Annotated in this window: 19 protein-coding genes; 14 read left to right on the top strand and 5 right to left on the bottom strand. The window is 67.3% G+C overall.

Features of this window, described 5'->3' with window-relative positions; all coding sequences use genetic code 11:
• The first annotated feature begins 438 nt into the window (after positions 1-438).
• From ACZBH1_RS03560 to ACZBH1_RS03525, 8 genes are all read left to right on the top strand, one after another.
• Entirely contained in the window at positions 439-3,246 is a 2,808-nt protein-coding gene (locus ACZBH1_RS03560) for a hypothetical protein (protein ID WP_463645538.1), read from the top strand.
• Between the two features lie 142 nt (positions 3,247-3,388).
• Positions 3,389-4,429: a glycosyltransferase family protein gene (locus ACZBH1_RS03555; protein ID WP_463645537.1), complete on the top strand. Its 1,041-nt coding sequence runs from the start codon at positions 3,389-3,391 to the stop codon at positions 4,427-4,429.
• Positions 4,422-5,240, top strand: coding sequence for a polysaccharide pyruvyl transferase family protein (locus ACZBH1_RS03550; RefSeq protein ID WP_463645536.1), 819 nt, complete (start codon positions 4,422-4,424; stop codon positions 5,238-5,240). The genes ACZBH1_RS03555 and ACZBH1_RS03550 overlap by 8 nt, the downstream gene beginning before the upstream one ends.
• Before the next feature lie 5 nt (positions 5,241-5,245).
• Positions 5,246-5,989 (top strand): hypothetical protein, encoded by a 744-nt coding sequence (locus ACZBH1_RS03545; protein WP_463645535.1) that lies wholly within the window; start codon positions 5,246-5,248, stop codon positions 5,987-5,989.
• Positions 5,986-7,350 (top strand): O-antigen ligase family protein, encoded by a 1,365-nt coding sequence (locus ACZBH1_RS03540; RefSeq protein ID WP_463645534.1) that lies wholly within the window; start codon positions 5,986-5,988, stop codon positions 7,348-7,350. The genes ACZBH1_RS03545 and ACZBH1_RS03540 overlap by 4 nt, the downstream gene beginning before the upstream one ends.
• Positions 7,347-8,801, top strand: a complete 1,455-nt coding sequence (locus ACZBH1_RS03535) for a lipopolysaccharide biosynthesis protein (RefSeq protein WP_463645533.1) — start codon at positions 7,347-7,349, stop codon at positions 8,799-8,801. The genes ACZBH1_RS03540 and ACZBH1_RS03535 overlap by 4 nt, the downstream gene beginning before the upstream one ends.
• A complete protein-coding gene (locus tag ACZBH1_RS03530; RefSeq protein WP_463645532.1) occupies positions 8,798-9,772 on the top strand; it encodes a glycosyltransferase family protein in 975 nt (324 codons plus the stop codon). The genes ACZBH1_RS03535 and ACZBH1_RS03530 overlap by 4 nt, the downstream gene beginning before the upstream one ends.
• A 25-nt stretch (positions 9,773-9,797) precedes the next feature.
• Complete coding sequence (locus ACZBH1_RS03525; protein WP_463645531.1) at positions 9,798-10,865, top strand: polysaccharide pyruvyl transferase family protein; 1,068 nt, start codon at positions 9,798-9,800, stop codon at positions 10,863-10,865.
• Between the two features lie 125 nt (positions 10,866-10,990).
• Here ACZBH1_RS03525 and ACZBH1_RS03520 read toward each other — a convergent pair whose 3' ends face one another.
• The 5 genes from ACZBH1_RS03520 to ACZBH1_RS03500 all read right to left on the bottom strand — a co-directional run bounded on the left by ACZBH1_RS03520 (position 10,991) and on the right by ACZBH1_RS03500 (position 16,643).
• Positions 10,991-11,566 (bottom strand): YdcF family protein, encoded by a 576-nt coding sequence (locus ACZBH1_RS03520; protein ID WP_463645530.1) that lies wholly within the window; start codon positions 11,564-11,566, stop codon positions 10,991-10,993.
• A 46-nt stretch (positions 11,567-11,612) separates the two neighbouring features.
• Positions 11,613-12,761: a glycosyltransferase gene (locus ACZBH1_RS03515; RefSeq protein ID WP_463645529.1), complete on the bottom strand. Its 1,149-nt coding sequence runs from the start codon at positions 12,759-12,761 to the stop codon at positions 11,613-11,615.
• A gap of 32 nt (positions 12,762-12,793) precedes the next feature.
• A complete protein-coding gene (locus ACZBH1_RS03510; RefSeq protein WP_463645528.1) occupies positions 12,794-14,380 on the bottom strand; it encodes a sugar transferase in 1,587 nt (528 codons plus the stop codon).
• Positions 14,381-14,616: 236 nt separating this feature from the next.
• Positions 14,617-15,210 (bottom strand): arsenate reductase/protein-tyrosine-phosphatase family protein, encoded by a 594-nt coding sequence (locus tag ACZBH1_RS03505; protein WP_463645527.1) that lies wholly within the window; start codon positions 15,208-15,210, stop codon positions 14,617-14,619.
• Complete coding sequence (locus ACZBH1_RS03500; RefSeq protein WP_463645526.1) at positions 15,210-16,643, bottom strand: tyrosine-protein kinase domain-containing protein; 1,434 nt, start codon at positions 16,641-16,643, stop codon at positions 15,210-15,212. The genes ACZBH1_RS03505 and ACZBH1_RS03500 overlap by 1 nt, the downstream gene beginning before the upstream one ends.
• Before the next feature lie 473 nt (positions 16,644-17,116).
• On the opposite strand from ACZBH1_RS03500, the gene ACZBH1_RS03495 reads away from it, so the two are divergent.
• The 6 genes from ACZBH1_RS03495 (at position 17,117) to ACZBH1_RS03470 (ending at position 23,257) form a co-directional block, all read left to right on the top strand.
• The gene (locus ACZBH1_RS03495) at positions 17,117-17,980 is read left to right on the top strand and encodes a hypothetical protein (RefSeq protein ID WP_463645525.1); all 864 of its coding nucleotides are present in this window, start codon (positions 17,117-17,119) and stop codon (positions 17,978-17,980) included.
• A 246-nt stretch (positions 17,981-18,226) separates the two neighbouring features.
• Positions 18,227-19,735: a hypothetical protein gene (locus ACZBH1_RS03490; protein ID WP_463645524.1), complete on the top strand. Its 1,509-nt coding sequence runs from the start codon at positions 18,227-18,229 to the stop codon at positions 19,733-19,735.
• Positions 19,736-19,958: 223 nt separating this feature from the next.
• Entirely contained in the window at positions 19,959-20,405 is a 447-nt protein-coding gene (gene rplM, locus ACZBH1_RS03485) for a 50S ribosomal protein L13 (RefSeq protein ID WP_336398128.1), read from the top strand.
• 25 nt (positions 20,406-20,430) lie between these two features.
• Positions 20,431-20,907, top strand: coding sequence for a 30S ribosomal protein S9 (gene rpsI / locus ACZBH1_RS03480; protein WP_336398129.1), 477 nt, complete (start codon positions 20,431-20,433; stop codon positions 20,905-20,907).
• Between the two features lie 16 nt (positions 20,908-20,923).
• Positions 20,924-22,279, top strand: a complete 1,356-nt coding sequence (glmM, locus tag ACZBH1_RS03475; protein ID WP_336398130.1) for a phosphoglucosamine mutase — start codon at positions 20,924-20,926, stop codon at positions 22,277-22,279.
• 138 nt (positions 22,280-22,417) lie between these two features.
• Positions 22,418-23,257, top strand: a complete 840-nt coding sequence (locus tag ACZBH1_RS03470) for a universal stress protein (protein WP_463645523.1) — start codon at positions 22,418-22,420, stop codon at positions 23,255-23,257.
• Positions 23,258-23,273: the final 16 nt, after the last annotated feature.

Below are 23,273 nucleotides of genomic sequence, written 5' to 3'. Positions count from 1 at the left end.
GACAGTTCCACGCCGACTGATCGTTGGCGGCGAAGATCGTAGACCCTTTCTAGCAGACGCAGAGTGCGACACATCGCGACAATCGGGACACAAAATGCGACAATAAATACCTGATCAGCTCAGAAACTGCAACGGCATATGGCGTGTGCTGGCGTGGCGGGGAGGATATTAACACCGACACCCAAATCGCGTGCAAGCCGATCAACACGCAGACTCTCAAGGGCGGAAATGAGCAGACACGGAAGTCGATATCTCGCCGGGCTCGTCGCCATCGTGCTTGGGGTGGGCACCGCAACTGGAGCGATTCATGCGAAACCCGCGGCAGCGGAGGTGACGGGAGTCGGTAGCGGAACCTACGAAGAGGGCAGTGAGGCTGTCGGTCTCGATGAGGGAACCTGGAATCCGGTACGCAACTCCCGAGACTCGGGAGGAGGCGCCGTGTATGCCACCGGTTCGGCCGCCGCCAGCATTACGTTCAATGGCAGTGCGATCGCGATCGTCTCCCGGAAGACGCCAAGCGCTGGAATCGCGCAAGTTGAGCTCGATGGCCAGACGGTCGGCGAGTTTGACATGTACTCGCCGTCGAACGTGTACCAGCACGTCATGTGGCGGGCTGACGGACTTTCGTCGGGGCCGCACGTGGTGCGCCTGGCTTGGACCGCGGGCCGAAACCCTGCAGTGACGACGACCGCCACGTCGATCGTCCTCGATGCGTTTGTCGTTTTCGACCGTGATGCGGTGGTTCCTCAGAATTTGGTAGGGGTGGCCGCCGCGGACCATGCGAGGATCTCCTGGACTCCTGCTGCAGGATTTGCCGCACAGGCTTTCAACATCTTCCGCAGATCCGAAGGTCAAGATTGGGGCTCGATCGGTAGCGTTGGCGGCAACGAGACTGGGTTCGTGGACACCTCCCCGCAGATCGGGCTGTCCTACGAGTACGCGGTCACAGCACGCGACGGCTGGGGCCACGAGTCTCAGCTGTCTAGCAGCATCCCTCTTGCAGTGGGCTCGGCGGCCGGCGTCGGGACGTACGAGGAAGACGATCCACAGCTCGCGTTCTCCGGGCACTGGACCCGAACATCCCACACAAGGGATTCGGCGGGTGCATCGAGCTACGCGACGACTACAGGTTCGAGCGTCTCGCTGACCTTCCAAGGGCCCGCTGTGTCTTTCGTGGGCCGCCGAACGCCGAGCTCGGGCTTCGCCGACATCACGATCGACGGGGTGCGCGTGGCGAGCGTCGACAGATACTCGCCGACGACCGAGCACCAGCAGGTCATATGGTCGACCTCGAGTCTCAGTGCCGGGCAGCACACGATCCGAGTGGACTGGTCTCCACAGCGGAACCCAGCGGTGAGCGTCAACCCTTCGCTTTCATTCGATTCGTTCGTGGTTCCATCCACGCAGAAGCCGCCTGCGCCGCAGGAACTCGAGGTGAATCCCGTGGAGGGGCGCGCGAAGTTGACCTGGACCAAGTCGTCCAGTCCGAACATCGGCGCGTACCGCGTATACAAGACCGATACCGTCAACTCGCAACTGATCGCCGAGCTTCCCGCTGATGCCACGGTTTACACAGACGGACCGCCTTTGGTTGGCGAAACCGTTCACTACGCTGTCGCAGCAGTCGACGTGTTCGGGAACGAATCGGCGCGCACGTCTGATGTCGCGTTCGTGCTGGGCCTACCCGCAAAGGTCGGAACATACCAGGAAGACGCCGCACAGGTTCGGCTCACTGGCGGGTGGGTGCGTACAGCCCACAGTGCTGATTCGGGCGGTGCTTCCGTTTACGCCCTTGCAGACGCGGTCGCGTCCTTCATGTTTGACGGAAGCTCCGTGAGGTGGGTATCGCGGACAGGACCGAAGTCGGGGAAAGCCGAGATATATATCGATGGCACGCTGCAAGCCGTTGTAGACCGCTACTCACCGGCCAACACCTACCAGCAAGTCGTATGGGAGACCACCAGCCTGCCCGCTGGACTCCATCGAATGGACGTCGTTTGGACGAGTAGTAGGAACCCTCTCAGCTCGGGCTCGTCGGTCGTGATCGACGCGATCGTGGTCCCGCCTTCAACCGTCCCCCCAACTCCCACGGGGTTGGCGGCGCAGCCGTACCAGAGCGGAGTGCGCGTGTCCTGGGACAAGCCCGCCAGTACTCGCACGACTCATTTCCTGGTCTACCGCGATGCTGTTCTGATCGCCGAGCTCGACGCGGCGCAGACTTCCTACGACGACCTCGGGCTGCCCATCGGGTCAGCGCATCGATATCGAGTCGTTGGTCTCGACAGATACCGCTTGGAATCCAATGCGGCAGTCTCCTCGCCCGTCCAGGTCGAGGGAAATCTTCCACCGATCATCAGGCGGATCGAGGATTGCCCCGCGAGCACCACGCGAGTCGCGAGCGCCGATCAGCTCAAAGTTGCGCTTGCGGCGGCCCGGCCTGGGAGTGTGATCGCACTCGCACCAGGTTCGTACGAAGGCAGCTTCTCGATCAGCGCGAGCGGCGACCCGTCCGACCCCATCTGGATCTGCGGTTCGACGGAGAGTGTTATCCGGCCAGGAACATTGACGCGCGGTACCGGCCTCTACATCAGTGGATCCCACATCGTCATCGCCGGACTCGCTGTTCAACAGTCCCTCAAAGGCATCATGGTCGTGGGCGCGGATGACGTCACGCTCGCCGATCTGACCATCACAGACATCGGAGATGAGGCAGTCCACTTCCGGAACTCGACCACAGACAGCATCCTGGTTGGTTCGACGATCTCCCGAACCGGGCTGACGAACGCCGGCTATGGAGAGGGCGTCTATGTCGGCACATCCTCGGGCAACTGGTGTCTTTACAACGCCTGCGCCGTCGACCGAAGCGATCGAGTGAGCATTCTGTGGAATGAGATCAGCGAGACGTCGGCGGAAGCTATCGAGGTGAAGGAGGGTGTACGCGCCTCGGTCGTTGTCGGCAACACCGTGCACGCGTCTGGTGCGACGCCGAGCGGAGTCTCATCCGCCATCCAGTTCAAGGGCAACACAGCCACTGCGATGTCTAATGTGGTCGTGACGGATCGTGCCTATGCGTTCCGAGTGCTCTATACCTCTGGAGGCTGGGGTGCCTGGAACGTTCTCGCCGGCAACCGGGCCGAGATGGGCACCGGCGGGCTGATGTTCTATCTGGCTACCCGCGACAACGTCATAAAGTGCGACAACGTCTCTGTCCCATCAGGTTCATTTGGCGCCACATGCATCCAATGAGCGACGGGCGGGTTGGTGGGCTCTCCTCGGGAGCGTCCACCCATCTAGAGTAGGCTCCGTTACGGCCAATTCGACGAGTGATCGCCGGCTAGGCCGGTCCGCTGTTGTCGTCGGCCATGGTCGCAAGGACGGAGCGGAAGCTGTGACTGATCAACCCGACTCAGCCCAGCTCCGGGTGATGATGCTTCCGAATGACTCACGGCCCGGCGGCAACCCCTTCGTCGGTCTCCTCGTGGGGTCGCTGGATGCGGGGATCACGACGGTTCCATTCACATGGAAGTATGCGCTGACCGGTGCGTATGACGTGTTTCATGCTCACTGGCCCGAGTACCTCCTTGCCGGGAGGAACTCTGCCGACAGGGCGTTGCGTGTTGCGCTCCTTCAGCTGCTCACGATCCGTCTGCGTCTGCGACGCAAGCCGTGGTTGGTGACCTTTCACAATCAAGCGCCTCACGATGGTCTTGGCCGTCTTGGAATGAGGGCCTACCGAAGGTTCGTTTCGCGGGCCGCTGCGCGCGTCTTCATGAACCGGGTCGACAGCTGCCGAACAGATTTCCGCGACGGTGACGCCATCATCCCTCATGGTGACTACCGCTCCACCGCCGGTGGCGTGAGCGACATCGCCCAGGTGACCTCCGAAGAGGGGCGCGTGATCCTCTTCGGAAGCTTGCGCCCGTACAAGGGCGTCGAGGGGCTGATCGACTTATTCCGAGTGGCAAAGGACTTGCGGCTCGAGGTGGTCGGCCGGGCCGACGACCCGTCCTACGCGCGAACTCTGGAGACACGAGCAGCTGAGGTGGCCAACGTGAATCTTCACGTCGGCGAACTGACTGACTCCGATCTTGCACATCACGTGCGGCGCGCACAGTTCGTCGTGTTACCGTACAAAGATCTTTACAACTCGGGTGCGGCCTTTCTCGCGTTGACGCTGGGTCGGCCGCTACTGCTGCCCGAGTCGCCGACCTCGGTGGAGCTCGCCCAGGAGTTCGGCGCCGATCGAGTCATGACCTACCAAGCCCCGCTTACGCCGGACGTACTGGTCGAGGCCGCTTCGCGCCTCGGCGCCGACGAAGCACCCGTCGGCGGACTCGGTGACGAACGCGCATGGCCCCGGATCGGGCACCGCTACTCAGAGCTCTACCGGAGCATCGTCAACCGAGACGGGATGAACGTCCATGGTTGAGCTCTACCACTGGAATCCCCGGCGATCGCTGCTGCCCGGTCGGTTCGGCGACTACGTCAAGTTCGGGCCCCGACTCTCCAACTTCGGCGACATGCTCGGCCCGATGGTCGTGAACGGGATGAAGCGCGGGGTGCCTTCTTCGAAGAACGCGCCGGAACGCGACGACGTGACGCTGTTCTCCGTCGGCTCGGTGCTTCACGAAGCGCGTGACGGCGATGTCGTCTGGGGATCCGGGGTGAACGGAAAGAAGCGCCAGGAGCAGCACCGCTTCGCCCAGATCGATGTGCGTGCAGTTCGAGGGCTCCGGACTGCGGAGTACTTGACGCGGATGGGTATCGACGTTCCGGAGGTCTACGGCGACCCGGCCCTGCTCATTCCCCATCTGTTCCCTGAAGTGCGCGATTGGGCGAATACCAAGACGCGCAAGGTCGCCGTGGTGCCGAACTTCAACGAACATAAGCAGTACCGATCGATTCCGGGCTTTGTGAGTCCGCTCGGTGATCCGATGAAAGTGATTCGCGCGATCGCGCAGAGCGAGGCAGTGGTGGGAACGTCGTTGCACGCGATCGTGATCGCCGAGGCGCTCGGCATTCCCGCCCTCGCATTCGAGTCGGGTGTCGAGCCGACCTTCAAGTACGACGACTACTTCACAGGTACCGGGCGCGGGCCCGGCGACTACCGGATCGCCTCGGATGTGCAGTCGGCTATCGACGGAGTAGCCCGCGGGAGCACCCCGATCGCGTGGGACCCAGAGCCCCTCACCAGCGCATTCCCCGGCGACCTCTGGGCGACTGTGCCCATCGAACGATAGGGACAATGATGACGACGCTGCTTTTCACAGTCGGTCAGAACGGTTACGACGTCGCCTATGAGCGGTGTATCGAATCTCACCGAGCCTATGCGCGACGACTCGGCGCCGAGTACGAGGCCATCATCGAGCCGAAGCGGATGCCCGATACAGCGATCAGCGCCTGGCTCAAGATCCCGGTGTTGCTGGGCGCGCTCCAGTCCGGCTACGAGTGGGTCGGCTTCATCGACGCTGACGCCGAGGTGCGCTCCACCGCTCCTGACTTCCGCGACGCGCTCAAGACGGAGTCGATCGGCATGGTGAACGGCCGTTCCGGCCGCGTTAATTCGGGCGTGATCCTCGTACGCAACTCCGAGGTGTCGCGACAGTTCTTCCGGCGCGTCATGGGCAGCATCGTTGAGGAGATCCCGGATGAAGCACGTGCCAACCTCAAGTACGAGAACGGAAACGTGATCTTCGTCACGTCCGAGCTCGGCGGCGTCGAAGAACTGGACCGTCGCTGGAACAACACCGCGGACCGCGAGCTGGACGACTTTATCCGCCACTACACCGGCCCGCTGCGAGAGACCTACAAGCGACCGCTCCTCGCTGAACTTCGCTACCGCCGTGCCCGCCTCCGCGTCGCGAAGCCGACGCCGCAGCCGGCGACACGATCGACGGCCTTCGTCCAGCAGTTGACGGAGGCCACGGCGGACGCCCAGGCGCGGTACTCCGCGTTGCGCCTCGTTCGGGACGGGTCGCTCTCCGCGTGAAGGCTCGCGTCCTCGTGCCGATCGGGGCGGCGGTTGCGGTGATCGTCACCGTCTGGCTCTCGCTCGGCGCCGGCCGGACCGGGGTCGTCGTTGTGACGGCCCTCTTTGCAGTGCTCGTTCTTTCTCTGATTCCGGAACGATCACTTCCGGCGATCGCGCTCGTCGTCTGGGTACTGGTACCTCGACGATTTACAGCTGCACTGCTGAACGTCGATATCGTGTATCCGCTCATGCTCATCCTGGTGGTCTGGGCGATCCGCGCAATGATGCGCCGTCGCGGCGAGCTACGCGCGCGTGATGAAGCGCGGACCTGGCTCACCGTCCTGTTCCTCGCGCTGACCGTTTGGCTGCTGTTCGTGACCGTGATCGGCCGGGCGTGGGGAGAGAGCCTCACCTGGGTGGGCGCAGTGGTGATCCTCTTCATGGCACCGACTCTGCTGGCCGACCGTGCCACGTCGCGAGTCCTCGTCAACACGTGGCTGGTGATGGCGGGACTGGTCGGTGCCTACGCGATCATCGAGTTCGCTCTTAGCGCCAACATCATCTATACGCCCCTCTATGAGGCGCTCGGAGAGAGCGACATCCAGCGGTGGTCCGTGTACAGGTCGCATGCGACACTCGGTCACCCGCTCTACGCGAGTCTGTTCCTGTCCGCTGGTCTCGCTCTCGCGCTCGGACGGTTCCTGGAGGGCCCGCGGAAGATCCATCTGGTCGTCGCAGCCCTCGCGCTCGGCGGCGTCATCACCACGGTCTCCCGGTCGGGACTCGCAGCTGCCGCCGTCGCGTCTGCGGCCGTCCTCTTGATCGGAGTGGTGAGATCGCGGCGGGTGTCGAGCATCCTGCGGTTCGGGATGGTGCTCGCGGTCGCGGCAGCACTCGGATGGGCATTCCAGTCCGGGGCATTTGCCGAGCGGACGCTGTCGTCTGAGGCGTCCTCTTCTTCCGAGGCCCGCGAGTGGGCGATCATGCTCTCTTTCGAGGCCGCACGCCAATCCGGATGGGTGGGTGCGGGCCCGGGAACCTCGGCCGACACCGTCAGAGCGCTCGACAGCTACCAGATTCTTGTAGAGAGCGGATACCTGCAGCTTCTCGTGAGCATCGGTGTTGCCGGTGCGCTGCTCTTCATCGTCATCCTTCTTCTGAGCGGCGTCGCCGGGCTCGTGCGTCAGAGGTACGCAGGACTCGGAGCGCTCGTTGCTGTCGCCGTGAGTATCGCCGGATTCAATGGGCTCGAGTCCAACCCATCGATGATCATTCTTCTCGGCGTTGCGGGCGCGATGATCTGGAGCACGGACCCGCTTGCCAGGGAACTTCCTAACTCCGTCCGGAAATCTGAAGAAGCACGCGGTCACGCGGGATGAACGTCGGCAAGCACGCGGCCAGCAGTATGGGCTGGGCCATCGTGGAGAAGTGGTCGACGCGGCTCGTGTCTCTCGCTGTCCTTCTTATCCTGGGCCGGCTCCTCACTCCGGAGCAGTTCGGTCTCGTCGCACTAGCCACCGTGTTCATGACGTTCCTGAACGTCTTCGTCGACCAGGGGTTCGGACGGGCGCTGGTGCAGCGCGCCGAGATCGACGATATCCATTCGAACACCGCTTTCTGGATCTCAGTCGCCGGCTCCGTCGCGTTTGGCGGGCTCCTGGTCGGCACCGCACCGTTCATTGCCGCCATCGTCAACGAGCCGGAGCTGGCGGTCGTCATCCAGGTGATGAGCATCGGCCTTATTCTCTACGCGTTCTCGTCGGTGCCGCAGGCTCTGCTGGAGCGGGAGTTTGGGTTCCGGGCACTCGCCCGGCGGCGTGTCGTGGCTACCACGATCGGAGGCATCCTGGCGGTCGTCGCGGCTGCCGTCGGACTAGGCGTATGGAGCTTGGTGATCCAGGTGCTCGTGACGGCCTTCGTGGGCGTGCTCATGCTGTGGATGGCGACAACGTGGCGACCGCGGTTCCAGGTCTCCCTCGCGGCTGCCCGCGACTTGTGGCCGACTGGATTCAGCATGGTCGGAATCGAGTTGGTCGGATTTCTCAACTCGCAGTCGGACAAGCTCATCGTCGGTGCAGCACTCGACGCCACGGCGCTGGGCTACTACGCGTTCGCGATGCGGATCATCTCGATCATGATCGAGCTCTTCTCCTCGGTGCTCTCGTCGATTTCTCTCACGACCTTCTCTCGTCTGCAGCATGACAATGACGCGTTGCGACGCTGGCTGTACAGACTCACCTCCATCAGCTGTGTGATCGCGATCCCGGCTTTCGCCGTTCTCGCTGCAGTCGCCCAAGAGGCAGTACCCCTCATCTTCGGGTCGCAGTGGGGTGAGGCGGGACTGCTCGTTCAGATGCTCTGCGTCTTGGGGGCGGTTAACGCCATCGCGGTGTTCGACCGGAGCGCTCTCGTCGCCGTCGGCCGCAATCGTCTGGCGCTCGGCCTCACGTTCGGTCAGGCGATCGTCGGCATCCTCTTCGTGGTGGCGGCGCTTCCGTTCGGCGTGGTCGGCGTCGCGATCGCCGTCTCAGTGCGGCAGCTGGTGTGGTGGCCTGTCCGGCTCTGGGCTCTTCGCCGGGCTTTGCAGATCGATGTGTGGAAGTACAGCGTCATCTTCCTCAAGCCGTTCGCCATCGGCATCGTCAGCGCGATCGCCGGATACGGCGCGATCACATGGATCTGGCCGCTGGAGAACCTGCCCTGGATCTACGTTCTGGTAGGCATCGCGGTGACGGGTCTCTTCCTGGGCGGGCTCGGAGCCCTGTTCCTCAGGGGCTCGGTCAGACAGGTCATGGACACGTACCGCTCACGACGGAAGGGCAAGCAATGACGGCGGACCAGCGATCGCCACTGGGCCTGTTGAATCCGCTGCCCAACGCTTTGCTCCACTACTCGGGCGAGGTCGAAGATGTGCTCACTGCGGAGGGGTATCGGACCCAGACACTGCCGGTGCAGTCCGCGGAGATCGGCAAGAGCAGCTTTGTGGCGAAGGGGATCGCGGCGCAGCGCCACCTGCGCGCGCTTCGCGGGCTGAAGGCGCCGTTCATCGAGTTCTGGCCGGTAGTCGGGCACCTCGAGTTGCTGGGTTCGCGCCGCGTCCCCAGAAGCGCCGTAGTCTTTCACGACCCGATCCCGATCCGGCGTCAGATCGGGTACGACCGTCGCTCCATCGCGCTGGGCGTCCGGGCATCCCGGCGCTCCGCGATGCTTCCCGTGGCGCACTCTCATGCCGCCGAAGAAACACTCCGCGAGCTGGGCTACGCGAATGTCACGCTCGTCCCGCACCCCATGGTCTCGCCTCGGTTCGGGGGGCGAGCCGAAACTGCAACAGTCCGCGTGCTCGGTCAGTACAAGCCGGCCCGAGACCTCGACTTGCTGGCGCGGTTGGGCGGGTTGTTGCGACGTGGCGGTTACTCCGCCGAAATCGTCGGACGAGGGTGGCCGGCCGTGGACGGCTGGAACGTGCGGGATGAGTTCGTGTCGGAATCCGAACTCGACACTCTGCTTGCGACCTCTGCCGTTGTGCTGATCCCCTATCAGCGTTACTGGCAGTCGGGGGTGGCGATTCGTGCTTTGGAAGTGGGAACCCCCGTGGTCGGCGCCGCAAACGGGTTCCTGTCCGAGATCTATGGCTCGGAGTCGCCGGCGCTCGTGCGTCCGCACGCGTCGGCGGAGGAATGGCTGGAGGCCGTCTCGACGACATCGACGCTGTCCGGCGACGATATGTCGCGGATTGCCGAAGAGAACTATCGATCGGCTCGCCGCGGATGGGCGGATCTGGCCGCTCAGCTGGTCGGCTGAACCGGGACGAGAGGAAGGACGACGAATGAAGAAATCGATCACGTACCTCGGGTTCGCCGGTCACGGCAACCTCGGGGACGACGCCATCCTCGAGGTCTACCGCCGCTTCCTCCCTGAGTATGATCTGTGGCGGATGCCGGTGAAGAAGACCGAAGTGATCAGGGTGGCGGCTTCCGGTCGGCTGATCGCGCACCGGCGCGCGCCGATGCTTCTCGGCGGCGGCACTGTGTTGGGACGCACCATCTGGCGCCACCACATCCGTCGAACGCGGCTGTTGCTGAACCCGAATACCTCGGTCATGCTCGGCGCCGGAGTCGAAGACCCCGACTTTCGTGGCGACGGTCAGTACACCTCGCGAGATGAACTCACGCAGTGGCATTCGATCCTTGAGCGGTTCGGTTCGGTCACAGTGCGAGGACCACGCTCGCGCGAGATCCTCGCCTCGGTCGGAATCGATGCTCCGATCGTCGGCGACCCCGCGCTCCTCCTCGGCGAAGCCGATCTCACGCCGCGAGTCAACGACGATGGCCCGATCCTCGTGAACCTCACGCACGGCGAAGACCAGTGGGGCGGTAAGGGGCTCGACTGGTCGGCGCATGTGATCCCAGTGGTCGCCGACCTGATCCGTGCGGGACACACGATCGAGTTCGTCTCGATGGAGCCAGAGGATACGCCGAAGAACAACGTGGCCATCGCACAGCTCGGCGGATCGCTGCGGCATCATTCCCCGGCGACGACCGACGAGCTGATGGATCTTCTGCGTGGGGCGCGGCTGGTCGTCGGAACCCGCCTCCACGCCTGCGTGCTCGCAGTCGCCGTCGGAGTGCCGACCGTATCGCTGGAGTATCGGCCGAAGTGCCGTGACTTCATGGCCTCGGTCGAGGCGGACCAGTACTGTCATCGGGTGGACCGCCTCGAAGGCGACGGCCTGCGTGATTCTGTGGACGATCTACTGCAGAACGGTCTCGACCAGCTCGCCCTTCAGAATCGGCGGGTCGCAGAGCTGCGTGTGCTGCTGCGGGATGAGCTAGATCGTCTCGCAGTGAGCCTGGGGGGCCCGCCCGCCGAGCAGCTTCTCACCGGCACCGCGTAGGAGCTGGGAGCGCTGCTCCGGCCGCGGTGCCGTGGACCACGGCTTCGGGTCACGGCAAGGTCGCGTGGGAATAAGTCGAGGGCCGAGGCGGACGTGTTGTCCGTCATCGACGCTGAGTTCTGGCACTAACAGGCCGGATCGAGCAGCGCCTTGGCGAAGGCCCCCGTTTGATATAGGTACTGTCCGACCCACTGAGATGTAGTGCGCGGTCCAGCGGCGTCGACCATATACAGATCGCCTCGGAAGCACCGCTCGAAGAGCATGCGCGCACGGCTGATGTGAGGGGTCGCCGCGATGATAACGGCCGAGTCGAACCTCCAGCCCTGAGAGAGCTTCAGCAACATCCGGGCCTCACCTTGTGTGGTGTGAGGCACCGGTGTGTAGCAATCGACGTTGTATCTCAGTTCTGCCGTGCACACGGTGAGGTTGTGCCCGGCCCACGTGCCGTAGCGGGCGACGGAGATGACTACCCTGTCTACCACTCCCGACTCGGCGAGCTCTTGCGCTAGTTGCACCTTAGCGCGCGTCGGAGTTCCGAGTACGAGGGCGACCTCGGCATGCTGCGGATCGTCGGTGTGGGGAAAGACGTAGAGCGGCAGGCCGCCGATCGACGCAGCGAGAACAACCGACACGACGATCGCGAGCGCACCGACCGTCTGCCGGTATCGGCTTGCACGACGCGCGGGAGCCGCATGTGTCATTGAATTCGCTGTTCGCCGGTGACGCACCAGCGACCAGCTCTCGTCGTCAGCGCGTTGGGGCGGGCTGACGCGCGTCGTTGGGGAGTGCGTTGGTAGAAGTGCCTTCGTGGAGCGCGCGGAGCGCGGACTCATAGCGGGCACAGACGGCGGTCCATGTGTACTCTGCCTCCGCGCGCACGCGCGAGATCTCGCGTGCCTGATCCTGTTGCTCGCGCGAGTTCAGCATCTCGAGCACCGCGCGTGCAATCGACTTGGCGGAGTGCTGCGTGAATGTGCCCTCGTCGCCGAGCACCTCGCGGTTGTACACGGTGTCCCGCGCGACCACCGGCGCACCGGCGGCCATCGCCTGCACGAGAGCGGGGTTTGTTCCGCCCACGCTATGCCCGTGGAAATACGCGCCGGCGTGCTGCCAGAGAGCGAAGAGCCGCCGATCGTCGGCGACATGACCGAACCACGCCACGTTCGGGTTGGACTCGGCCAGCTCGCGGACCTGCTCATCGAGCTCTCCGCCGTAGCCGGTCGAGCCGACGAAGACGACCTTATGCGTGCGTGAGATCCGCCGCGCCGCCTCGACGAACTCCGGCACCGTGTTCTCGGGCACGAATCGGGCGACGATCAGTGCATACTCGCCCGAGGTGTACCCAGGCTCGACAGGCAGGCTCTCGACAGGGTCTCCGCCGTAGGGGATGAAGGCGCCGTCGCGCCCGAACTCGGTCTTCCAGAACTGGGCGATGGCCTTCGCGTCGAACACCAGCTCGTCACCGTAGCGGGCGGTGAGCGCTGCACCGCGCTTGAACACCGTGCGCGCAAGAAGGCCCCACTTGGCCCGCACCCACTCGATGCCGTCGACGTTCACCAGGGTGGGGATGCCGGAGCGCTTCAGCATCGGCAGGAAGAATCCGTTGGCCACGTTCATCACCAGTGCCACGTCGGCACCCCGCTTGATGGCGTCGCGGGAAGCGGTGAAACCGTAGCTGAGGGTGCTCATGGACTTCTTCTCAAGGCCGCGCGTGTACACGACATTGACTCGTGGGTCGAGATCGGGGTCATTCGTGCGAACCGCGCCTTCTCGCGAGTAGACCGTCACCTTCCAGCCGTGCTCCACGAGGTAGGGAGCGAGTTTGCGCACCGCGGTCTCGAACCCTCCGTAGTAGCTGGGGTATCCGCGGGTGCCGATGATTGCGACGTGAGGCATCCGTTTCTCCAATTCTCGTGGGGGCGTCGTAGTCAGGCGGCCGTCGAACCGGGGGCCAGGACGGCCTTGCCGGTCTTCAGGATGATCAGGAGGTCGCCCAGGAGCGTCCAGTTCTCCACGTACGAGAGGTCGAGGCGCACCGAGTCCTCCCACGAGAGGGTGGATCGGCCGCTCACCTGCCACGCGCCGGTGATGCCGGGCTTGGCGAGGAACCGGCGATGCACGTGGTCGGCGTACTGCTCCACCTCGCTCGCGAGCGGCGGCCGCGGACCGACCAGGGACATCGAGCCGCCGATCACGTTGAAGAGCTGTGGCAGCTCGTCGAGGCTGTACTTGCGCATGAGGCGACCGACGGGGGTCACCCGCGGGTCGTTCGACATCTTGAACAGCACCTCGTTGCCGACGTCGCGCTGCTGCTCCTGCAACTGGGGCAGGAGCTCCTCCGCGTTCTGCACCATGGAGCGGAACTTGAGCATCGTGAACTCGCGCCCGCCGAGCCCGATCCGGGTCTGACGGAAGAACACCGGGCCATCGCTGGACAGCCGCACCGAGACGGCGAGGAACGCCAGCAGCGGGCTCAGGAGGATGACTCCGGCAAGGCTCGCCGTCAGGTCGGTCGCGCGCTTGAGGAACAGCTGGCCCTTGCTGAACCGGGGCGTCTCGACGTGGATCAGCGGAAGACCGGAGACGGGACGCGTGTGGATGCGGGGGCCCGCGATGTCGACGATGCTCGGCGCCAGGACGAGGTGCTGCCGACCGGATTCCAGTCCCCACGAGATCTGCTTCACCTTGAACGGCGGCAGCTCGTCGGTGCTCGTCACGACGACGGTGTCGGCGCCGACGGCCGCCATGGCGCCGGCGACGTCGTTCACATTGCCCATGACGGGCACGTCCGAGCCCTCGATGGTGGCGGCCACGCGCCCGGTCGGCACGCAGGCGCCGACGACGTGGTAGCCGGCTCGGGGAGAGCGCTGGAGCTCATGGGCGATCTGCGCCACCGAGGCGTCGGAGCCCACCAGGAGCACCCGGGCGGAGTACTCGCCTCTCGCGCGCCGGGCGAGGAGCCAGCGACGCCAGACATACCGTTCGGCGAGCAGCAGCAGCGCGCCCGCCGGCAGTGCGATCAGAAGGTAGCCGCGCGCGACGTCCAGTCGCAGCAGGAACGAGGCGATGATCACGACGCTGAACACCACGAAGCTCGCGTTCGCGACCCGCACGTACTCGGTCGAGCCCGTGCCGACCACTCGCGAGCTGCGAGAGTCGGCCATGGTGAGGCCGATCATCCACAGGGTCATGAGCACGGCCGAGAAGACCCAGTACGACACGTCCGTCAGGCGACTGTCGGCGCGGATCGCGACCTCGGCGCTTCCCGTGCCGAACCAGACGAGCTGCGTCCCATAGACGACCGTGATGAGGACGAGGAGGTCGCTGGCCCAGAGCCGACGCGCGTAGCGTGTCGCCCAGCTCCTTGGCGCCGCCGCGGGACGCTCGTGGTGGGCCGTCTCTCGGGAAGTGTCGACGAGCGGGTCGGAGTCACGGGGATGGCGTGCCGGTAACGCCGAGGACGCGGGAGACGGCGCGACCGGGAGGGATGATTCGACGTTCACATCAACTGTCACGGAGCCCCCTTATGCGATCCGGCGCCAGGAGACTCACTCGGGCGCGGTGTAACAGGGCGCCTGTTGAGGTCGCCTGCGAACCCTCCCTTGTCTTCAGGAGGCTACTTGGGGGGCGCCGCGGCGCTGAGCCGCCCGCGCGTGCTTGGCGCGATCCGGAACCTCCGGTGTCGCGAATTGACGCTGGTGTCCGCCGAACGGATGACACCACTCGAAGTCGGTTCGCGAGGCTCGGCCGCTCAGCGAGGAGTGACGGCGCGGGCGAGGAACAGTGCCACGGCGTCGGCCGCGGGGGCGAGCTGCGTCGCCGACTGCTCGTACACCGCGGCGGATTGCCGGTAGGGGTCGATCACATCGAGGTCGTCGGGGGAGGCGACCGGCTCGACCACGCCACGAAGCGCCGAAGCCAGGTCCACCGCTGCGCGAAGCGCCTCCACCGCGTCCGTCGATCCGGCGACCTCGGCGCGAAGCTCGTCGTCGCCGATCCCCGCCGCGATGTGGGCGAGTTCGCGGATGGTGAAGGTCTTCCGGGTCGCCGCCGGAGTCAGCTCCACGAGGGCGCGCCGATGCTCGCGCGACATCGCCAGTACGAGATCCGCACCGCGGATCAGCTCGACGGTCACCTGCTGCGCGACGTGGGACGCGGCATCCGTCACTCCCAGGCGATTCGCCCACTCGAGCGCCGGCTCGGGCATGCCGACCCCCACCAGCGCGCTCACTCCGGCGCTCTTGACGGTGACGATCGACGGGTTGAGCCGCGCGCGCAGCAGCTGCTCGGCGAGCGGGCTGCGGCAGACGTTGCCGGTGCAGACCGTGAGGATGCGGAACGTCATCACGCCTCCGCGGCGCGGGCCTTGCGCAGCTCGGCGCGCGTCTGACCCTTCTCGCGGATGTCGTGCGTCGCGCTGTAGGTGTAGCTGCCGTAGCCGTAGCTGTCGGGGCCCTTCGTCGGCAGCATCGTGACGATGATGCCGAGCAGGCGGCTGCCGATGCCGTCCAGTGCCTTCACGGCGCCCTCCAGCTGCGGCTTGCGCGTCGAACCGGACGCGGCCACGAGGATGGCGCCGCTCGTGAACTTGGAGACGACGGCCGCGTCGGTCACGAGGAGCAGCGGCGGGGCGTCGACGAGGACGTAGTCGAACGCCTCGGTCAGCGCGTGCAGGGTCTTCTGCATCGCCTGGCTGCCGAGAAGCTCCGACGGGTTCGGGGGGATGCGGCCGGCCGGCAGCACGAAGAGCTTGCCGCGCCCCCAGCGCTGGAGGACGTCCCTCAGCTCTGCGTGTCCGATGAGGACGTCGGTGAGACCGACGCCGCCCTCGATGCCCATGTACTCGGCGACCTTCGGCAGGCGCAGGTCGCCGTCCACCAGCGCCACGCGGGCTCCGGTCTCGGCGAGCGCGATCGCGAGGTTCGCGGTGGTGGTCGACTTGCCCTCGCCGGGGCCCGCGCTCGTGATCACGAACGACCGCGATCCGCCGTCGTGATCGACGTCGACGAACTGCAGATTGGTGCGCAGCGTCCGGAACGACTCGGCCCGAGGGTTCATCGGGTCGGCGTGCACGATGAGCGGGCGCTTCTTCGTGTCGGGGTCGAACGCGATGCCGCCCAGCACCGACTTGTCGGTGACCTGCTCGATGTCGTGGGTCGAGTGGATGCGCGTGTCGAGCACGGTGCGCAGCACCGCGAAGCCGATGCCGGCGGCGAGGCCGACCAGCAGGCCGAGGGCGATGTTGAGGGGAGCGTTGGGGCTGGACGCGGAGGTCGGCACCAGCGCGGGCTGGATCGTCTCGATGCGGACGAGGCTCGGCGCTTCTCCGTCGGGCTTCTCGAGCTCATTCACGACGACGTCGGCGAAATTCGCGCCAACCGAGTTCGCGATCGCCGCGGCCTTACCCGGGTCCTCATCGGTGACGGTGGCGGAGATGATGACGGTGTTCGGCGGGACGGATGCCGACACATTGCGCGAGAGCTCGGACGAGGTCACATCCAAGTCGAGGTCGTCGATGACGCGATCCAGCACGACGGCGCTGTTCACCACGTCGACGAAGCTCGTCACCGCCTGCCGTGCGTAGTTCGTGCCCTGCGCCAGCTCGCCCACGAGGGCGCTGTCGGTCGATCGCACCGACACGTAGAGCTCGGTCGTGGCCTCGTACTCGGGCGTCTTCAGCAGCGACCAGCCGAAGCCCACAGCGGCACCGAGAACGGTGAGAGAGAGGATGAGCACCCAGTTGCGGTGCAGGATTCGTACGTAGTCGCGCAGTTCCAAAATCTCGTCCCTTTCAGCGCGTTCACAGAGCCGCGACCACCAGGACCGCGCGCGGGGTGAGCGCGCGCGGCTCGCTGCGGCGATTGTATCCTTGCCGTGCACGTCGGCCGACACGCGCAGCACACCTTCTCCGGCCGGTCCATTCGAACCAGGGAGGCTTGGTGAGCACGCTCGACGATCTCTTCGGTGAGGCGGGTCGCACCGCGTCGCCGGGGCCGGGGATCGACCCCCGGGAACGCGAGCGACTGCGGCGCCTGGTCGGCGCAGGAGCCGCGGGCGCCGCGAGGCCTGCGGCGTCACCGCAGGGGCGAGCGAGCCTCGCCGACATCGTCGGGGAGGCAGGAGCCGCCGCTCCCGGCCCAGGGCCTCAGGCGTCGGCCGCATCTGTTGCGGACACGTCCGCGGCGCGGCCTCGGCGGCAGCGCTCGCGCCGCCGGACGCCCGTTGACTGGCTGAACGCTCTCGTCGCGACCGTGGCCGTCGCGGCGGTGGTCGGCGTCGGCGCGCTCGTGCTCGTCGAGCGCACCACCCAGGACGACGTCGCCCAGGCTGCGCAGAGTCTTCGCCAGCAGGAGGCCGAGGTGCGCAATCGTGCGGTGACGCTGCAGACGTCGCAGGGGCTCTACAGCACCGCCATCACGGATGCCGCAGCCCTGGCGGCGGAGGCGGACGCCGCCCTTGCGGGTCTGGAGGGCAAGAGCGATGAGGCAGCGCGGGCGACGGCGGTGCAGGCGCTCGACGCGTTCCGCAGCGCGCTCGCCGGACACCAGGCCGCGGACGATGCCGTGGAAATCGGTCGCGCGACCCCGGAACCGACGGACCTGGCCTCCGTCGCCGCCGCGCTCGACGACGTGCGCGAGGCATCGGAGGCGATCGACGAGGCGATCGATCGCACCCGTGAGGCGAGGTCGGCACTGACTGCCGCCCAGGATGCCTTCAGAGCGGCGCTCGCTACGTTCGGGGCCACCCTGCCGGCGTCCGCCGCCGAGGTCGTCGACGAGAACCTCGCCGCGGTCGAGTCGTACCGGGAGGCAGTCCGCGTCACTGCGGATGACGTGGGGGTCGCGCAGGGTCGAGGAGAGAGCGGCCTGGCCCAGCTGGTCTTGTACGGCCAGGCGGTGGATGCGCTGCGCGCGGAGAACCAGCGCGTTCTCGACCTGAGGTCGCAGATCCGTCGCGACAGTTGGACGCCTCCCCAGGTGGTCGAGCCGCCGCCTCCGGTCGAGGAGGAGTCCGTGCCGCCGCCACCCGAAGGCGAGGTCACGGATCCGGGCACCGACCCGGGGACGATCCCCGGGCCGCCGATCGAGCCGGTCCCGACGGACCCTCCGGGCTGAGCGTCGCCCCGCGATTCCGCCTGACGCCCGCGACGCCTGTCGCGCAATGGACGGAGGGTGGCGCGAAACGGTGTACCCTGGGTCGATTCGGCCGTGACTCAGGGAGGGCGCGCGCCGTTGACTCCGATGCCCCCGAGCAACGACCCCAGCGACGACGGCTCGTCACCCCAGGCTTCCCCAGCCGACGGTGGCGAGGTCCGAGCGCGCGCTCTGGCGGACTTCTTCGGGACGGATTCACGTGGTCCGGTGGCGGAGGGGCAGGTTCACGACCCGACCAGCACCGACCGGCTCGCCGAGTTCTTCGCACGACCGCCGCGCCGGGATCCGGTCGACACGCCTGGCCCCGCGCAGGCGACACCGACGCCCACGCCCGATCACGCGCCCACGGTCGATCCCGCGCCCGATCCTGCGGGCGCGGAGTTCGATGGCGTGCCCTCTGAGGCCGATCGGATCCCGGCCGGCGACGCCGAGCCCGCCGTCGCCGACGCCATCCCGCCCACAGCCCCATCCGACGACGACCTCTTCGCGCTCGATGACGACGACCTGCTCTCGTATGACGCCGACGACCTCTTCATGTTCGACGCCGATGGTGAGCTGATCCCGCTGGACGATGCGCCCGGCGTGCCGATCGAGGCATCCGCTCCGTCCTCAGGGTTCGCACCGGACGCCGCCGCGACAGCGGCGGTCGTGGCCGGAGACGCCGAGGCTGTCACGGTTCCGGGTCGTGCCGCTGCGGGCGTCGCGCCGCCGGGACGATCCACCGAGCGACGCCCGCCGTCTCAACGCGCCACGAAGCGCGAGGCGCGGCGCGCGGCGAAGGCGGCGGCGGCCGCGCAGGCGGCCCAGGGCGAGTTCGCCTCGACGCCGCGTGGAATGCGAGCCTGGAGCAAGGGCACGTGGTGGTCCGTGGGGATCGCGGTCGCGCTCATCCTGATGCTCGTGGCCGCGAGCATCACCGTGTCGCAGCTGCTCCAGGCGCAGGCCGAGGAGCTCGCCGCAGCGACCGCCGAGTTCGAGGCCGCCGCCGACGCCGCCGACGAGCCGGTGCCGGCGATGGAGGCGGCGTACGCGGAGTACGACACCACCGCGGCAGCCGCCCGTGCCGCGGCCGACAGTGCCACGCCGGCACTCGCAGCGGTCGCGGGGATGAGCGACCAGCCGGCCCTCGACGCGGCGAACGCGGCTGCGGGTGCCGTCATCGCTCTTCTGGACAGCACGACGCTGCCCGAGCGGCCGGCCGCCTATGACGCCCCCGACATGACGACGATCGACGACGTGCAGTCCGCGGAGGATGCGGCGGCGGACGCCCGCGCCTACTCCGCCGCCGTGGCGGCGACGACCGAAGAGGTGAAGACGGCGACCGCCGCGGTGACACAGCAGGTCACCGCGCTGACCGAAGCGCAGCGTGCGCTCGGAGCGACCCTCCCCGCCACCGCCGAGGCGATCGCCGCCGAGAACGACATCGCGTTCCAGAACTTCCGCGACGACGTCATCGCCACGGCGGCCGCGGTCGGCGCCGCGCAGAGCGCGGGAGCGAGCGGCGACGCCGAGCTGCTCGCCTATGCCGCCGCGGTGACCGCGCTGCGCGAGGATCAGCTGCGGGCGGAGGAGGAGGCATCCCGCCGCTTCTTCTCGGCACCCGTGACGCCTGAACCCGAGCCGGCGCCTGAGACGCAGGAGCAGCCGCCCGCCGAGGAGCAGCCACCGCCGGAGGAGCAGCCACCCGCGGATCCGGTGGAGCCGATCGTGCCCTGAGCCCCTGCCGCGCCCGGGCGCGTGCTGACGGTTTGGACGAGGCATCCGGATGCCGTAGACTCGATCTTTGGTGTTCGGCTCAGCTGACCCGGCACCGCGAACGTGAGCCCTCCACTGGCGCCCTTCGACAGGCTCAGGAACCGGAAACCGGATCTCCGACTGCCGAAGCGCCCCGGAGTGGGATTCACGAACCTCTCCGTTCGATCAAGAAAGCAGCACTACTGTGACGCGCACTTACACCCCCAAGGCTGGCGAAGCCCAGCGCGAGTGGCTGGTCATCGACGCGACTGACGTCGTCCTCGGCCGCCTCGCCTCGCACGCCGCCGCGCTCCTGCGTGGCAAGCACAAGGCCACCTTCGCCCCCCACGTCGACATGGGCGACTTCGTCATCATCGTCAACGCCGAGAAGGTCGCGCTGACGGGCCAGAAGCTCGAGCAGAAGAAGGCCTACCGTCACTCGGGCTACCCGGGCGGCCTCAAGTCCGTCACGTACTCGGAGCTCCTCGAGAAGAACCCGGTCCGCGCCGTCGAGAAGGCCGTCCGCGGCATGCTCCCCAAGAACACCCTCGGCCGCGACCAGCTGTCGAAGCTCAAGGTCTACCGCGGTGCCGAGCACCCGCACGCGGCGCAGAAGCCCACCGCGTACGTTTTCGACCAGGTCGCCCAGTAAGCGCCGCACAGAACAGGACACACTGATGGCGAACATCGAAGAAACCCCCAGCAGCTACTCCACCGAGTCCCAGGTCGACGAGACCGCCGTCGCCGCCGAGCGCCCCGTGCTCTCGGTGTCGGGCGCAGCCGTCGGTCGCCGCAAGCAGGCCATCGCCCGCGTGCGCGTCATCCCGGGCTCCGGCACCATCACCGTCAACGGCCGTGCGTTCGAGGACTACTTCCCGAACAAGCTGCACCAGCAGCTCATCACCGACCCGTTCACGGTGCTCAACCTCACCGACGCGTACGACGTCATCGTCCGCATCTCGGGTGGCGGCCCCTCGGGCCAGGCCGGCGCGCTGCGCCTCGGCATCGCCCGTGCGCTGAACGAGATCGACGTCGAGAACAACCGCCCGACCCTCAAGAAGGCCGGCTTCCTCTCGCGCGACGCCCGCGTCATCGAGCGCAAGAAGGCCGGTCTCAAGAAGGCCCGCAAGGCGCCGCAGTACTCGAAGCGCTGATCGGCTTCCTCTCCGCATGCCGATCTTTGGCACGGATGGGGTGAGGGGGCTGGCCAACGGCCCCCTCACCGCCGATCTCGCACTGACCCTGGCCCAGGCGACCGCTGTCGTCCTGGGCCAGGGTCGTACGGCCGAGGCGCGTCGCGCCGCCGGCAAGCGCCTCACGGCCGTCGTCGCGCGCGACCCGCGCGTGTCGGGTGAGTTCCTCTCGGCTGCGGTCGAGGCAGGGCTCGCGTCCTCGGGCGTCGACGTGTACGACGCCGGTGTGCTCCCCACGCCCGCGACCGCATTCCTCATCGCCGACATCGATGCCGACTTCGGCGTCATGGTGTCGGCATCCCACAATCCCGCTCCCGACAACGGCATCAAGATCTTCGCCACCGGCGGCGTGAAGCTGCCCGACGTCGTCGAGGAGCGCATCGAGCAGGCGATGCAGGGGCCGAAGCTGCAGCCCACCGGGGCCGGCGTCGGTCGCATCCGCCGCTTCGCCGACGCCGAGGACCGCTACGTCGTGCACCTGCTCGGCTCGCTGCCGAACCGCCTCGAGGGGCTGCACGTCGTGCTCGACTGCGCGCACGGCGCGGCATCCGGCGTCTCTCCCGAGACGTTCCGCGACGCCGGCGCGAAGGTCACCGTCATCGGCGCCGACCCCGACGGCCTCAACATCAACGACGGCGTCGGATCCACCCACCTCGATCTGCTCGCCGAGCACGTCGTCCGCGTCGGAGCCGACGTCGGCATCGCCCACGACGGCGACGCGGACCGCTGTCTCGCCGTGGACGCGGAGGGCCGCATCGTGGACGGCGACCAGATCATGGCGATCCTGGCCGTGGCGATGAAGGAGCGCGGCGCCCTCAAGGACGACACGCTCGTCGCGACCGTCATGAGCAACCTCGGCCTGCACCGCGCCATGGACGCCCACGGCATCCGCCTCGAGACGACCGCCGTCGGCGACCGGTACGTGCTCGAGACGATGAACAAGCACGGCTACTCCCTCGGCGGCGAGCAGTCCGGGCACGTCATCATGAGCGAGTTCGCGACGACCGGTGACGGCCTGCTCACGGGCCTGCACCTCGTGGCCGAGATGGCACGCACGGGCAAGACGCTCGCCGAGCTGGCGTCGGTCATGACGGTGTACCCGCAGGTGCTCGTCAACGTGAAGGGCGTCGACCGGACGCGCGTGGGCGATGAGATCGTGCAGGATGCCGTCGCCCGCGCCACGGCAGAGCTCGGGCTGTCCGGGCGCGTGCTGCTGCGCCCCTCGGGCACGGAGCCGCTCGTGCGCGTCATGGTCGAGGCCGGTTCCGAGGACGACGCACGTCGTCACGCGGACGCCCTGGCCGACGTCGTGCGCGAGCGCCTCGCGCTGTAGCCGCCTCTTCACGGGAAGCCCGGCCGTCCTCGGACGCCCGGGCTTCCCGCATTCGCGGCCGAGGTGTTTGTCACGGCGCATCCGCCTGCATCGGGGCGATCGCCGGCGCTAGCCTGGGGGCATCCGAGGGGAGCCATCGTGGGTGAAGCCATCGTCGTCGGAATCACGGATGCCGCCGTCGCGCGTCGCGCGGTCGATTGGGCCGCGCAGCGCGCGAGGGAGCGCCGGCAGCCGCTCGAGCTCGTCACCGTCGTGGGAGGCGCCGTCGGCGCCGTGGGGGAGGACTCGGTCCTCGCCGCCGCGCTCGAGGAGGCGCGCGAGCGCGTGGAGCACGAGGCGTCGCGCATCGCCGCGGACGGGCTGGTCGTGCGGACGCGCGTCGAGCGCGGCAACCCGGTGGCGAAGCTCGTGGACGCCTCGGCCGAGGCCGCGCTGCTCGTGATCGGCAGCGACTACCCGGGCCAGGGATCGCGGGCGGCCCGGGGCGCGCACGGCCTGCGCATCGCGGCGGGAGCCCACTGCCCGGTCGTCGTGGTTCCCGACGCGGACGCCGCCGGGCGGTCGGGCGTGGTCGTCGGGGTCGACGGCTCGCCGGTGTCGGAGAAGGCGGTGGCCTTCGCCGCGGACGAGGCCGACCGCCTCGGCGAGCCGCTCATCGCCGTGGCGGTGTGGACGCCCCTCGAGGCGCCGCGCAACATGGGGTCGTATCCGGCGGAGTACCTCGAGAACATGGAGAAGCTCACCGCCGAGGCCCTCGCCCTTTCGCTGGCCGGACTCGGCTCGCGCTACCCCGACCTCCAGATCGTGCGGAAGGTGGAGCGCGGCTACCCGTCGCAGATCATCAACGGGCTGGCGGGCTCCGCGCGGCTGACGGTGGTCGGCTCGCACGGCCGCGGCGCGCTCGCGCGATTCCTGCTGGGCTCCATCAGCCAGGAGGTGCTCGGCCGCCTGGCGACCGTGACCGCGGTCGTGCGCTGAGTCGCGGGGAGCGGGG

The organism is Microbacterium sp. ZXT2-5 (genome assembly GCF_055329545.1).
This window is presented reverse-complemented; position numbering and strand designations above follow the sequence as displayed.